Raw genomic sequence first — 14,122 nt, 5'->3', positions numbered from 1 at the left:
GGGGAAGAAATGTCTGACTTTGGAAAATTAAATGATTATATTGTTGGCGCAGCTGTAAAACGCTTAACAGCTGTAGAATGCGATCCTGAGCGATCAAATGGACATGAAATTAACGCTGGAAAAATGAAATTTTTCCTTGGTGCAGATGCCAGGCAAGATATACCTACACACTTTATTAGATTAACTGATGACCCAGAAGATACCACAACCTTAGAATCGACATGTTCTTGGTGGTTTAGAGATAGAACTAATCAGGGCAAAGGAAAAGAATATCGCTTATATTATAAAAACAACCCTGCCATCGATTTTGCTGAAATTGGCGACCCTTTAATTGTTGCAATGAAACATGATCAAACACTTATTTTCATAACATCCCCTAAAGGTTCCCAATCTGAACTGGAGTTATACGAAATCTTCGGTGATGAGTTCACAGAAAGTCTTAAAGCATTAGACTTTTCTGACAATGAAGAAACCATGAGTTCAACAAAAAGATTTATTCTAGAAGAGCTTGGATTTGAAATTAAGTCGGATTTCGAAAAAAATTATTTAGAGGAAATAATTAAAAAATTTGGCAGCCTAACATTTCCAAACACAAAAGCTTTTTCTGATTTTGCCAGAGATGTAGGCGGTTCGTTAAAAGACTTCTCTTCAGCTGATGAAGCAATTATTAAATGGTGGGATACAGAAGAAGCAATGTTTCGACAACTTGAGGGAGCTTTAATTAAAGAGAGACTTAGTCAGGGACTAAACAGTGTGGAAGAATTTTTACAGTTTTCACAAAGCATTATTCAAAGGAGAAGTTCTCGGGCTGGCCACGCATTGGAAAATCACTTGTCAAATATTTTTGATGCTTCAAAAATATCATATTCATGGGGCGCAATAACAGAGAACAAAAAAAGACCTGATTTTTTATTTCCTTCAATCACGCATTATTCAAATACTGTTTTTCCATCTGAAAAGCTCAATATGCTTGGAGTAAAAACAACCTGTAAGGATAGATGGAGGCAAGTTTTAACTGAAGCAAATAAAATTACTCACAAACATTTATTTACTTTGCAGCCAAAGATATCACCTAACCAAACAGAAGAAATGATAGCTTCAAATTTACGACTAGTAATACCCAAATCTATTCATTCAACCTATACAGAAAAGCAGCGCGAATGGCTTTTAGACTTTGATAGCTTTCTCAATATTGTAAAGAAAAACCAAGCTTGAGGTTTTAAAATATTAATCACGTGTATATTTAGATATACCAGATCATGAAATAGTAAATCTATGGTAGATATAACAACCCCAGAAAAGCGCTCTTCAATGATGTCGGGTATAAAAAGCAAAAATACTCGTAGTGAGCTGCTAATTCGCAAGGGATTGCACAGGATGGGCTTTCGTTATCAATTGCACAGAAAAGACTTACCAGGAAAACCCGACCTCGTTTTCCCAAAACATCATTCGGTTGTTTTTATAAATGGCTGCTTCTGGCACGCACACGGTTGCCACATATTCAAATGGCCATCAACCCGCGTTGAGTTTTGGAAAGAAAAGATAGGTGCAAATAAAATCCGCGATGAGCGAAATATTCAGGCTTGTATTACGATGGGGTGGAAGGTTTTGGTGATTTGGGAATGTGCTTTGAAAGGAAAATTTCATCGCAACCCTAACGAAGTTATTCATACCACCGCCAACTGGCTTCTATACGATTCTCAATCAGCAGAAATTAAAGGAAAGATGTGACTTATAGTCTGTAGACTCTCAACTATCGGAATCCCATAATAATAAAAAATTAACGAGGATTTCGTAATGACAAGTCATCAAGTAGTTGAACATCTAATTGGTAGCATTGAAGAAGAATTTGAAGGCTACGAGATTTATATCGAAAATAATCCTGATGATTATCGTGGTGGTTATGAATGGTCAGTTTGCAAAGATGATGAGATGCTGGTTTCTGACTTGGCCTTCAGTATAGAAAGTGCCATCACTGAAGCAAAAGACTTCATCCTCGCATTAAAAAAATGAGAATTATATGCTATCGACATTAAATCCCATTCCCCTAAAATTGCCCTCATAAATTATTAGCGAACCCAAATAGCCAGCATCTTAGTCATTTGGGTTTACTAATTTTTTTGAAAAAATTCGGCACGTTAACATCAACCAAACCTATCCCATTTGTAACCCGCATGGAGTCTTACGGGATAAGGGTTTGTTTTTGAAATCAAATTTAGAATCGGCATCAAAAGCTTAGTATTTTCTTAGACTCCATGCAGCCTTTCTGTCACGTTAGAAAGTTCTTGTGTAGTGCATTAGTTGAATTATTCGATTGCGGACTATGGCTGCTTTAAATTGACCGCGAGTAATACTGGATGAAGTTCCAAAATCGGCTTTTGTCCATGTACTTTCGATTAGTGCAAATTCCAGATCCCGGTATTTTAACCAAGCAATTTGTGACTGCTTTAATTGCTGCTGTTTATCTATAGGCAATTTTGCTTGGAGAGTTTTGTATATTACATTGAGTTCTTTATCTAAAAATTCCAGATAATCTGTATAGGCAACCAAACCTGGGCGATATCCCGCTGAATTTTCTGCTGAATCAATTAACGGTTTTTCTCTGACCTCGAATTCTGAGACCAGATCTGGTGCATCAGGATTATCAATAGCGTTAACAGAACTACTAAACAGTGCGAATACAATTACGATATATTTTATAAATAATAAAGTTGGGTTTTTGAAAGATTTTGTACTTATCATTACGATCACCATTGTTTGTAAATATTTTTACTGTAAATGTCCCACTCTGCTTGACGTCGATTTTTCAATCCACGTATCTCTTTTCCTTGGGATTTATTCCAAGCTTTCCAAGCCGCCTCTAAGTTTGCATAAGATGTTTTCGCTTCAGGGTCGTTTATTAGCTTCAGCACGGAAGAAGTAGAAAAGTTGAAAACGCCAATATTGAAAGCAAGAATCACAAGAGCATCAAACTCATTTTGTTTGAGTGAAGTGGTAACTTTGTTTTTAACTGTTTGGATAAACGGCCTCAAATCCGAATTGAAAAGTGACGATGCAGCTGCTTCTGAAATACCATTTTTGTACTTATCCCAATCTGAACTAGCAATTAAATGACCATAACCAATGGTTGCTCCTTTTACCCACTCGGTGATGTCTTTACCTGTTTGATCGTCATAAGGTTTGAGCGCTAAATCCTCAATAGATTTGAGCAAGCTTACACCTCTTGAGCTAAGAGTTAATATTTTTGTTAATCTCAAATCAACTTGCGAAGTGTTAGCTTTTAATTCACGAAGTAGTTTAAAGCTTTTCCCGTTAGGGTCAATTCGTCCATCTGCCCTAATCATTTTCACAATATGCTTTTGAAACAGTTCAATTCTGGTGATTGTTTTTATGCCGACAATACCATCTTCCCTAAGAACGCCAGACGCTCCGGGAATAGTATGCTTATTTAGGAGTTTTTGAACAAGTAGTACGTCGTTTCGAATATTGAAACCGCCTTGCCCAACAGATTGATTTAATCTTGCCAACATAAAAGTGTGTCCTTTCGTTATTTAAAAATTCCAAGTTGCAATTGCGCGAAATCAGTTTATATCTAATGGAGGATTTTATGAAAAGGTGGAATTAATTATAAAATAATTATTTCTTCAAATGAGCGAACGCATTGTTATCAGATTTCCTCTTTTCGTCTATATATCTTCACTGCATTGCCTTGATGTCTTCTAATTTGCATTATTCAGATCACATTTAATGTCATCTAAATTTCTGTTTTCAGTTAAGTCTAAGCAGACTCGGATTTGTATCCTAACTATGTAACGCTAAACCCCTCCCTGAAATTGTGATCCCGCCAACGCGCGGGCCGATTAAGGCCTGCGCCGTCCTTGGGTTGTTAGCGGCGAATTGGCTATTCCAAAAAAGAATCCAGTAATTTCAGCATGGCCGTGCGCTGGCCTTGGGTAAGGCGGAGTCAGAAGTTTTGCAGGGAATGGCTTTCTTCTTCGATGATGTGACGCAAATAGTGCGCGGTTGGCTCTTTTACTAGCAGAGGACAGGGTGCTCCTGTGTACATTCCAGAAAACATAAGGCTTTTAGCATAATAGTCCATTCTGTAATCACTCATCTCACTACCCCATTTAGGCATAGTTGAAATCTATGGCCTTTTGATTGCCCCATCAATCCACCCAAGGTAAAACCGGCCTGCAAAGCCAATACCTGTTGGCTGCTACGCAATTAATATAATTTAATCCCAGGGGTGGATATGTCTCAAAAAATAAAAAAGGTGGTAATTGCTGGTGGTGGAACATCAGGCTGGTGTACGGCTGTTGCGTTGTCGCGCCAACTCGGTACCTTGCTCGATATCACATTGATTGAATCTGCTGAAATAGGCACTGTGGGTGTAGGTGAAGCGACATTTCCGACCATCTGTTCTTTCCACAAAATTCATGGCATTGATGAGCAGGAATTTTTAAGTGCGACCCTGGGTAGTATCAAGCTGGGTATTTCTTTTGAAAACTGGGCGCGCAAGGGGGACAGGTATATCCACCCGTTTGGCTCATTCGGAAAAGCCTCGTGGATTGGTGATTTTTACCATTACTGGCTGGCCGCCAAAGCGCGCGGTTATGAAGGTGAACTTGAGGATACATGCTTTGAGTTACAAGCCGCTAAAGCACATAAATTTTCAATCACTGAAAATCCAAAACTCAATTACGCCTATCATTTTGATGCAAGTCTTTACGCGAAATTTTTACGCAGACTGAGTGAAGAAAAAGGTGTGCGTCGTGTTGAAGGAAAAATTGTTCAGGTCAAGCAACATGCCGATAGCGGTTTTATTGAATATGTCGTGCTGGAGTCAGGTGCTTGTATTGAAGGCGATTTATTTATCGATTGCACAGGGTTCCGTGGCTTACTGATTGAAGAGACATTAAAGGCCGGTTATGAGAAGTGGGGGCATTGGCTGCGCAATGATAGCGCCGTAGCGTTACAGACAGAATTTTCCGGTGATATTCCACCTTATACACGTGCTATTGCCCACGATAGTGGTTGGCAGTGGAAAATTCCGTTGCAACATCGCCAAGGCACGGGACATGTTTACTCCAGTGCATATATTTCTGATGAAGCCGCCAGAAATACCTTGTTAGAGAATCTGGATGGCGATATTCGTGCGGAACTTCGCCTGCTTAAATTTAACACCGGGCGTCGCAAGCAAGCTTGGGTCAAAAATTGTGTTGCTATAGGTTTGGCGGGTGGATTTGTGGAGCCACTGGAGTCAACCAGCATACATTTGATCCAAATAGGCGTGAGCAGACTACTACAGCTATTTCCATTTGAAGGATGCAATGAGCATTTGATTCGTCGCTATAATAAGATGTCGCATGCTGAGTATGAAAATGTGCGCGATTTCATTATATTGCATTACAAAGCGACAGAGCGCGATGACACTCCCTATTGGCGCGACTGCCGGGATATGACCATTCCTGATTCGCTTGCGGAAAGAATTGAATTATTCAAACAAACCGGCCATGTGCACCATGAGACAAATGAAGTTTTTGGTGTAACTTCCTGGCTACAGGTGATGATAGGACAGCGCATAACGCCACAAGGATATAGTCATTTCCCACATGTCATAAGTGATGAGCAAATTGTTGCCGGACTTATGTCTATGAAATCGAAAATTGCAAAAACCCTCGAAAAAATCCCGTCACATGCAGATTTTTTAAAATCCTATTGTGCCGTGAAGTGATTAACCAACCTCACCCGGATGAACGTAAAAAACCAAATCCCGGTGAGGTGTAGGTCAAGCTACGGGGCATATAAATTGTTATTTGGAAATCCTGCATGCTTGCAAACCAAAAAAACTGTAACACTTTTGTCTTCGACATGGATGGCACCCTGCTCAATGAGCACCACGAGTTGTCGCCGCTGACAATTCGCGCGTTGAATGAATTGCGCGAACGCGGTCATCACCTGGTCATCGCCACCGGGCGGCACTTTATGGATATTCGCGCTTACCTGAAACAATTGGGGGGCGGTATTGCGACGATTACCTGCAACGGCGCGATGATTCATAACGGCGCGGGCGAGTTAATCCAGCGCGCCTGTTTGCCACTGACAATCAATGAAACCTTGCTGCCGCTGGGTGAAGCGTGCGGTGTGCATTTGAATATGTATACGGATCGCGAGTGGCTGGTGAATGCGCCCTGCGAATCCATGTTGGATGCGCATAGGCAATCGCAATTTTTTTATCGCCAAATTCCATTGCAGGAAATGCTGGCCACACCGGCGTTAAAGATTTTGTTTTACGGCGAGAACGCGCTGCTGCAACAACTAAAAACCCAAATACTCACGGCGCTACCCATGCCGATTCACTTAACCTTTTCCGATGAGTATTACCTGGAGGCTATGCCAAACAATATTTCCAAGGGCGATGCATTAAAAACCCTGGCGGAACATTTGCAATTACCGCTCGCCAACAGCATGGCCTTTGGCGATGGTTTTAATGATGTGGAACTGTTCCGGGCAGTAACTCACCCGGTAGTGATGGCGAATGCGAGTGACAAGCTCAAGCAATTATTTCCCGCTGCGCAAGCCGCAGCGCGCAACCATGATGACGGTGTGGCGCGCTTTTTGTTGGAAAAAGTGTTGTAAACAGCACTGATGTTCAGATGGATTTGTGAGTCATCCAATGCAGGAATTCATCGCTGTTGATGAATTCCTTGTAGGTTTCGTCACCCTCAAAATTCGCCGCTTCAAATTGCACACCGGATTGTTGTTCCAATTGTTCCAACCAATAGATCATTCTTGCGTAATCTTTTTTCCGTAAATTGACCGTTACACCCGTCCAGTAGGTGTCTTCAAATTCGGGTTCCAATTGCTGGGAGAGCAGTAGCAAATCATCCGCTTTTTTGTAGTCCTTTTGTTCCAGGTAAATGACCGCTTTCAGCTGCATTAACGCGGCATCACCGGGGTAGCGTTTGAGCATTTTTTCTACGGCGTTGAGCGCCTTTTTGTATTGACCCATGTAGTAGTAATGATCGATGAGCATAAAGTTGTAGCGTGGATTTTCAGCTTGGCGCTCAGCAAAAATGGAGAGTTCCCGGCGATAAATGTCATCGCCCAATTGACTACTCACCATCACCATCATCAGGTTTACGACGTCCTCTTCTTGCACGCTTTGCGGCAATTCCTGTAAACGGTCAAAGGCTAATTGGAATTCGCCTTTTGCCTGCGCTGCATTTGCTTCGCTAATGAGCCGGACGACTTCCTTGCGCGAACCTTCGGGGTAGGCAAGTGTGGCAATCCAACTCGACGGTAAACCCATCATCATTACTATTGCCTGACCTATGGTTTCACTGATGTACTGACTGTTGGCGCGAATAAAAATATCGTAGATAAAATATTGGTTTTTTAGTTTTTTAACCCGTAACTCATAATAATTGGTTCCGCCTTCCGGAAAACTAACGCGTACCACCGGTAGCGATTCGTTTTTATCGCGCACGATACCAATTACTTTTACACCCAGATTTTTTGGGTCATAGGCGCTCAGCCCCTTGCCAAGAATGGAGCTCAGATTCATGCTACTCAATAATTGTTTTTTTACACTTTTTGACTCACTGGCAGACAATTGCATTTTTTCGATAGTGAGTTTGGCAAAACCGGCATGATCAAAACGCTGGTCCACGGCAGCATAATCATTAGTGCTAATGGCTTCCGCCAAGAGTTCTGCCAGTTCAAGTAGCGCTTGTTGCTGATCCGCATGGGCCAACTGGCCGACCAGTGAGCAACACAGCAGGAGTGATAACCACATTCCTTTCACAGTATTCATAGATATATTCCGGTTCATTATTGTTGTGGTGTTAACCAAGGCTATGCGATTTTTTGTTCATAACGAAGGCGCATCATAAAGCACCCCAGCGTGGTAAGAATAGCTTTGGGTATCTGTCGCCGCTGTTTATTGTATTGAATATCGTTAGACTGTTTTTCACCTTACAAGTATTTGTCTATTCAGCCAAAAGGACCATTATGAGCCACCTAACCAAAACCCAGGCACAGGCCCGTGCTGATCAGGTGCGTGCATTTCGTGCGGAGCAGAGCCTACTGAGCGCGCAGGGCTTGTTACGACTGCCGGAGGAAGATGCCGTGCATATTCAGCGCTATCACGATAATTTGTTACACGAGTTGCAACAGGCGCAGGATGTAGACCTGAGTGACGGTGCGCGACATTTGTCGCTGGGTATGCAAATAGTTTCCTTTCTCGGCGCGGCGGCCTTGGCGGCAAGTTTGTTTTTTCTGTTTTATCAATACTGGGGTTATTTCGCCACCACAACTCAAGTGGTGATTTTAATTGCGGCGCCGCTATTGAGTTTGGCGGGCGCATACTGGGTACGGCAGTTTGATGCCTCGGGTTATTACGCCAAACTTGCGGGGTTAGTGTCGTTTGCGAGTTGGGTGTTAAACATTGTGATGCTCGGTAGCATTTTTAATGTCACACCATCACCCAATGCATTCGCCGTCTTTGCGCTCTATGGATTTTTGCTTGCCTATTTATTGCAGGTGCGTTTGTTATTAGCGGCGGCAATGATTTGTAGTTTTATTTTTATTGGTGCCAAGTTTGGCACCTGGATGGGTAGCTACTGGATTTACGTGGGCGAAAACCCCGAACACTTTTTCTTGCCTGCGCTGTTTTTCTTTGCGCTGCCACAGTGGATTAATCAAACACGCTACCACGGGTTTGCCGCGATTTATCAATTGTTATCGGTGGTGGTATTTTTTATCGCGCTGTTGATTTTAGCCAATTGGGCGGGCAGTAGTTATTTGCCCTGGTCGCCCAATGTGATTGAAGGTTGCTATCAAATCGTTGGTTTTGTGGCGAGTGCTCTGCTGGTGCTTTATGGCTTGCGTACCGGCGCCGCTAATTTAATGCTTGCGGGCAATGTGTTTTTTGCGCTGTTTTTATATACCAAATTTTTTGATTGGTGGTGGGATTGGCTGCCTAAATATCTATTCTTTTTGGTGATCGGGCTGACCGCTATTTTGGCGCTGATGGTGTTTAATCGCCTTCGCAAACTGCAACAACAAACCGTAGCGCAACAAACAATACCAACGACAGGAGGTCAATCATGAAAACTATCGCCGCTACATTCACGAGCAAAAAATTGGTTTGGCTTGCGGTTGGCTGCATTCTGTTGGTGAATGCATTTATGTTGGGCAAGGTGTACATAAACCGTTCTGCGGTAATCGCCCAGTTGGAATTAAGCGAGCGGGAATTACAACTGCCCTATAACTACGGTTTTAGCAAAGAGGATTCCAGTGCACGTGTGAGTTTGCGCTGGGCGACACCCAATAACGAACCAATCAACATCGAGCTGAATCACTGGCGCTGGCAACATGATCGCAGTTTGCAATTAAGCGCTGCACATTTTGCGAGTTTTCAGTTTCACGCTTGCACACAAAAAACGCGCTTGCATCAAAAACAATCCGGCTGGGTATTGCTGGAATTTAATGGCAAAAGTTATACCGACTATGTAGCGCAAGTAGAGCAGTATCACCAGTTAATCATGGGTTTAACGGCTACCGCCAATGGCGAACTGGCAGAAAAAGAATTAGCGGAGAAACGCAAAGACGCCACTGAATTTTTCACCGCTGCACAAACTACTAACTCGCGTTTGTTTTTGATCGATGCCGCCGCCGAGCGCGAATTGTTGGAAGCAGTGCAACGCGAGCGGCAATCTGCCAACAGCGGACAACTGATTATTGTGCCCGCTGAACTGCGCGCGGGATATTATCGCTGCGATAACAATGAGAAGCGCACCACCGAAGTGATTGTCGATAATTTGGCGGTGGAATCACTCTACATCCCCAATCGCCTCGCCACTGATTTCCCTAGCGATAACAATATGCGCCCCACTGTGAAATTTTCCGCGCTGGTCAACTATGGCCGCTTGCATGAGCCCTGGATAAGCAGTTTGCAATAACAGCCTATGTTTTATAGGACCCGCATTAAGCCTTGCGAAATACGGGAAGTATTTGCACTTGGTGAAGTTCCCGTTTTACACGGTGGGGGATTAGGTAGCGAGTATCGGAAACGATTAACTCGCGCATGCCGTGGAGCCGGCCAGGGTGACCAAGGGCGAAGCGCACTATTCCCACAAATCCGCTTGTTGGGCGGGTGATTCCAGCTGCAATAAAAACGCTTTGGCCTCTAATCCACCCGCAAAACCGGTGAGTTTGCCGGAGGAACCAATCACGCGATGGCAGGGGGCGATAATGGAGATGGGATTTTTCCCGTTGGCAGCGCCCACGGCACGCACGGATTTTTCATTGCCAATTTGCTGGGCGATTTGCAGGTAACTGCGGGTTTGCCCATAGGGAATAGTGAGCAACGCGTGCCAGACCTGCTGCTGAAATTCGGTGCCGTGAAAATCCAGCGGCAGCGCAAATACTTTTCGTGCTCCCGCAAAATATTCACCCAGTTGTTGGGCAGTTGCGACCAGCAGCGGGAAGTCATCGCACCGTTGGCCTTTTTCAATACCGACACGTTTTGGATCTTCATTTTCCCACAACACTGCCGCAAGGCCTTGTTCACTGGCAACCAAGGTTAATTGGCCAACGGGGGAAGGGATGATGGTGTGGTTATTTGGCATAAGGTGAAGCCTGATGTTTTTTGAGCGGGCAACATAACACAGGCAATTTAGGCAGCAAGAGCTTGGGATAAAGCGTTGAAATATCCGCCATTGATAGAGATTCTCATTATTGCTAGAATTCCTAATAACTTCCCCCTGCGCCTTTGGTGCTGTCTGTTATAGGAACTCCCCATGTATCGTTTTGTGCGTCCTGCCAGTTTGTTGTTGACCTGTAGTGCTCTGCTGCCGGGTGTTGCCAGTGCCGATAATGGTATTGAAGAAGTCTTTGTCAGTGCCAGCCGCACCGAGCGCCCGCTCAGCACCATCCCCAATACAGTAACGGTGATTAATGCCGCCGAGCTGGAGCAGCAGCTGTCAATTCAGGACGATTTGTCCACGGTGTTAGGCAACCTGATTCCCGGTTTTTCGCCCAGTCGCCAAAAGATGACCAACGCCGGTGAAACCCTGCGCGGACGCAAGCCGCTGTATATGATTGATGGGGTACCACAATCCAATCCGCTGCGCGATGGCGGGCGCGAGGGCAATACCATCGACCCCAACGTGATTGAGCGAGTGGAGGTGCTGCACGGCGCTAACGCCATTCACGGGGTGGGCGCGGCGGGTGGCATTATCAACCTGATTACCAAAAAACCGGCGGCCAAGCTGGAGCAGAGCATCCGGGTGAATACCGGTTTCCAAAGTGAAGACCTGGGCGAGAGCGCGGATTACGGGGTGAGTTACAGCCTGTCCAACCGCGTGGGGAATGCCGATGTGATTGCCAGTATCAGCCTACGCGACATGGGTATGGCGTACGACGGCAAGGGGCAGATTATCGGCGCCGACAACACCCAGGGCGACACTATGGATTCACAGTCGGTGAACGGTTTTGTCAAAACCGGTTACGACTGGGACCAGCAGCGCATTGAACTGATGGTGAACCGCTACGAGATCGAAAACCAGAACAATTGGGTATCGGTGACGGGTGATGTGTCTGAGGGCATCCCCAGCAGCGCGGTCAAAGGCGATATTACCGGCGAGGGTGCGAGCAACAAGGTCACCGCCATCAGCCTCAATTACACCCATGAGGATTTCCTGGGACAAAAGCTGCGGGTACAGGGTTTTAGCCAGGATTTTGCCGCCACCTATGGCGCCGAAGCAGTGCCGCTGGCGACCTTTCAGGACCCGGCCTACGGCCCCAACTTGATCGACCAATCGCAAAACAACTCGGAAAAACTCGGCATGAAACTGACCCTGGTGAAAGACCAGGTCGCCAATTTGCCAGTGAATCTGGTTTACGGGGTGGATGTACTGCAGGACGAAACCTGGCAGGAGTTGATCCAGACCGGCCGCGCCTGGGTGCCGCCGAGTAAATACCAGAACTACGCACCCTATTTGCAGGGCGAGTTTACCGGTGTAGACAAGCTGACCCTCACCACCGGGGTGCGCTATGAAAAATCCAAACTGGAAGTGGATGACTTCACCACACTTGCCTCTTACGGCAGCCGTTTTGTAGAGGGTGGTGCGCCGGAGTTTTCCGAGACCCTGTACAACTACGGCGGCACCTACCAAATCACCAGCGCCTGGCGGGTATTTGCCAACTATGCAGAAGCCTTTGCCATGCCCGATGTGGGCCGGGTGCTGCGCGGTATTAACCAGCCGAACCTGAGCGTAGAAACCTTTCTGGATTTAAAACCGGTACTGACCGAAAGTACCGAATTTGGCGTGGAATTTAAGACCGGCGACATTAGCGCACAAATCAGTTACTACACCTCGGACTCGGATTTTGGCGAGCGGTTGCAGCGCGATGCCGACGGCATTTACACGGTGGAGCGCGAAAAAACCGCCATCGACGGTATTGAATTCAGCACCGCCTGGGCCGCCACCGATGTGGACTTGCTTAGCCTGCGCTACGCCCAAGCTACCGGTCGCTACGACTCCAATAAAGATGGCCGGGTGGATTCCGATCTGGGCGGCACCAATATCTCCCCCGACCGCGTCAACCTGAGTTGGGATCGCACCTGGTCGGGCAGTGTTGATACACGCTTGCAGGTGAATCACCTGTTGGATCGCGAGGTGAAAAACAGCACTGGCGCCGTTACCAATGAGTTTGAGGGCTACACCACGCTGGATGCGAGTGCGACTATCGCCGCGTTTGACGGGGTGATCAGCGTTGCGCTGCAAAACCTCACCGACGAATACTATTTCACCTACTATTCGCAGAGCAGCCCGAACGATATCCGCAACTTCACCGGTGTGGGGCGGAGCATTAATCTGGGCTATCAACGCAGCTTCTAATCCACCAACCACTATGCTGATATCGACAGGCTACCGGGGCATTGCCCATGGTCATCACCAATGACCGCCGCTAATGCCCGCCCGCGCCGGGTGCATAAAGCGCGCGACCGTTTACTGCTGCGCTGGCATCGCTGGTTGGGCCTGGGCGCGCTGGTGTTTTTGTTGCTGGCCGCGTTCAGTGGCAGTTTGCTGGTGTACAAACAGGCGCTGATTAAACAGCTCATCACCCCCAGAGCCGACTTGCCCGCCGATTACGGCGTCGCCCAAATGGCGCTGCAGTTGGATGCCATTGCCGAGCGGATTAAAGGGGATAACAGCGGTTATTTGATCAAGGCGCCCAATACCGAAGAACCCTACTGGGCTCTGACGCGCGATGCCGATCGCAGTGTGCAATTACTTGCGCTCGACTCACTGCAGACCTATGAGGAGAATCTCTGGTTACTACAGGCATTGTCGTTTTTTAGGCACCTGCACACCGAACTGTTTGCCGGCGTGGTGGGTGAAGCAGTGCTGTTCGCCAGTGGTGTACTGGGGTTATTTTTGGCCATCAGCGGGGTGATATTGTGGTGGCCCACCAAACGCAGCTTTCGCTGGCGCTGGGTGTTTCCGCGCCAGATCAAACTGTCCTACCTCATGCACTACCATCGCCATGCCGGTACTCTGGTGACGCCGGTGCTACTGATTATTCTGTTAACCGGCAGCATTATGCTGTGGCAAAAATTGACCAAACCGCTGCTGGTGCCGCCGCCCTCCAGCCAATTGCCCCAGCCAATCCCCGCTGCTGCCAGCGCCACTGCCGGGCAGTTATTGCTGCAGGCACAACAGCAAGTTGCCGATGGTTGGCCAACTTACATCCGCCTGCCCGCGCCCGGTATGGCGGCGATGAGTGTTCGCTATCGCCTGCCGGATGAGTGGCACCCCAACGGGCGGACCTCGGTCAAAATTGAGCTGCCCAGCGGCCTTGTCACCCTCAGTGCCCGCGCGGATCAGGTCGACTGGCCACAGCGGCTCATCAACCAGAATTACCCTCTGCATTCGGGTTACGGTATGCACCCGTTTTATCGCCTGCTGATATTGGTTGGCGGTATTACGCTGTTTTGGTTAAGCCTGACCGGCGGCTGGAGCTTTCTGCGCCGGCACCATTGAGCACCAAACCCGCCCTGCGCCAGACACCATAGAAGCCAGTTGGCCGATGCTTTGGGCAGCGAGTG

Annotated in this window: 13 protein-coding genes; 9 read left to right on the top strand and 4 right to left on the bottom strand. The window is 46.6% G+C overall.

Annotation, left to right across the window (positions count from 1 at the left end):
* Positions 1 to 9 precede the first annotated feature (9 nt).
* The 3 genes from D0B88_RS04320 (at position 10) to D0B88_RS04310 (ending at position 2,013) form a co-directional block, all read left to right on the top strand.
* Positions 10 to 1,215: a type II restriction endonuclease gene (locus D0B88_RS04320; RefSeq protein WP_151055426.1), complete on the top strand. Its 1,206-nt coding sequence runs from the start codon at positions 10 to 12 to the stop codon at positions 1,213 to 1,215.
* 60 nt (positions 1,216 to 1,275) lie between these two features.
* Positions 1,276 to 1,731, top strand: coding sequence for a very short patch repair endonuclease (locus D0B88_RS04315; RefSeq protein ID WP_151055424.1), 456 nt, complete (start codon positions 1,276 to 1,278; stop codon positions 1,729 to 1,731).
* A gap of 66 nt (positions 1,732 to 1,797) precedes the next feature.
* The gene (locus D0B88_RS04310) at positions 1,798 to 2,013 is read left to right on the top strand and encodes a hypothetical protein (protein WP_151055422.1); all 216 of its coding nucleotides are present in this window, start codon (positions 1,798 to 1,800) and stop codon (positions 2,011 to 2,013) included.
* Positions 2,014 to 2,274: 261 nt separating this feature from the next.
* On the opposite strand, the gene D0B88_RS04305 is transcribed toward D0B88_RS04310, so the two are convergent.
* Both D0B88_RS04305 and D0B88_RS04300 read right to left on the bottom strand, forming a co-directional pair.
* Positions 2,275 to 2,742 (bottom strand): lysozyme inhibitor LprI family protein, encoded by a 468-nt coding sequence (locus D0B88_RS04305; RefSeq protein ID WP_191966522.1) that lies wholly within the window; start codon positions 2,740 to 2,742, stop codon positions 2,275 to 2,277.
* Positions 2,743 to 2,747: 5 nt separating this feature from the next.
* Positions 2,748 to 3,530: a glycoside hydrolase family protein gene (locus D0B88_RS04300; RefSeq protein WP_225318527.1), complete on the bottom strand. Its 783-nt coding sequence runs from the start codon at positions 3,528 to 3,530 to the stop codon at positions 2,748 to 2,750.
* Positions 3,531 to 4,255: 725 nt separating this feature from the next.
* Here D0B88_RS04300 and D0B88_RS04295 point away from each other — a divergent pair.
* Positions 4,256 to 5,737: a tryptophan halogenase family protein gene (locus tag D0B88_RS04295; RefSeq protein ID WP_191966521.1), complete on the top strand. Its 1,482-nt coding sequence runs from the start codon at positions 4,256 to 4,258 to the stop codon at positions 5,735 to 5,737.
* A 95-nt stretch (positions 5,738 to 5,832) separates the two neighbouring features.
* A complete protein-coding gene (locus D0B88_RS04290; protein ID WP_151055416.1) occupies positions 5,833 to 6,642 on the top strand; it encodes a Cof-type HAD-IIB family hydrolase in 810 nt (269 codons plus the stop codon).
* Positions 6,643 to 6,655: 13 nt separating this feature from the next.
* On the opposite strand, the gene D0B88_RS04285 is transcribed toward D0B88_RS04290, so the two are convergent.
* Positions 6,656 to 7,819, bottom strand: coding sequence for a tetratricopeptide repeat protein (locus D0B88_RS04285; RefSeq protein ID WP_191966520.1), 1,164 nt, complete (start codon positions 7,817 to 7,819; stop codon positions 6,656 to 6,658).
* A 197-nt stretch (positions 7,820 to 8,016) separates the two neighbouring features.
* Here D0B88_RS04285 and D0B88_RS04280 point away from each other — a divergent pair, with 197 nt between their 5' ends.
* A complete protein-coding gene (locus D0B88_RS04280; protein ID WP_191966519.1) occupies positions 8,017 to 9,117 on the top strand; it encodes a DUF2157 domain-containing protein in 1,101 nt (366 codons plus the stop codon).
* Entirely contained in the window at positions 9,114 to 9,968 is an 855-nt protein-coding gene (locus tag D0B88_RS04275) for a DUF4824 family protein (RefSeq protein ID WP_151055411.1), read from the top strand. Before D0B88_RS04280 ends, D0B88_RS04275 begins: the two co-directional genes overlap by 4 nt.
* Positions 9,969 to 10,133: 165 nt before the next feature.
* On the opposite strand, the gene D0B88_RS04270 is transcribed toward D0B88_RS04275, so the two are convergent.
* Complete coding sequence (locus D0B88_RS04270; protein ID WP_151055409.1) at positions 10,134 to 10,637, bottom strand: methylated-DNA--[protein]-cysteine S-methyltransferase; 504 nt, start codon at positions 10,635 to 10,637, stop codon at positions 10,134 to 10,136.
* A 171-nt stretch (positions 10,638 to 10,808) separates the two neighbouring features.
* Here D0B88_RS04270 and D0B88_RS04265 point away from each other — a divergent pair, with 171 nt between their 5' ends.
* Both D0B88_RS04265 and D0B88_RS04260 read left to right on the top strand, forming a co-directional pair.
* The gene (locus tag D0B88_RS04265) at positions 10,809 to 12,911 is read left to right on the top strand and encodes a TonB-dependent receptor (protein WP_151055407.1); all 2,103 of its coding nucleotides are present in this window, start codon (positions 10,809 to 10,811) and stop codon (positions 12,909 to 12,911) included.
* 60 nt (positions 12,912 to 12,971) lie between these two features.
* Positions 12,972 to 14,057: a PepSY domain-containing protein gene (locus D0B88_RS04260; protein WP_151055406.1), complete on the top strand. Its 1,086-nt coding sequence runs from the start codon at positions 12,972 to 12,974 to the stop codon at positions 14,055 to 14,057.
* Positions 14,058 to 14,122: the final 65 nt, after the last annotated feature.

It is taken from the genome of Cellvibrio sp. KY-YJ-3 (assembly GCF_008806955.1).
Classification (GTDB): Bacteria; Pseudomonadota; Gammaproteobacteria; order Pseudomonadales; family Cellvibrionaceae; genus Cellvibrio.
This window is presented reverse-complemented; position numbering and strand designations above follow the sequence as displayed.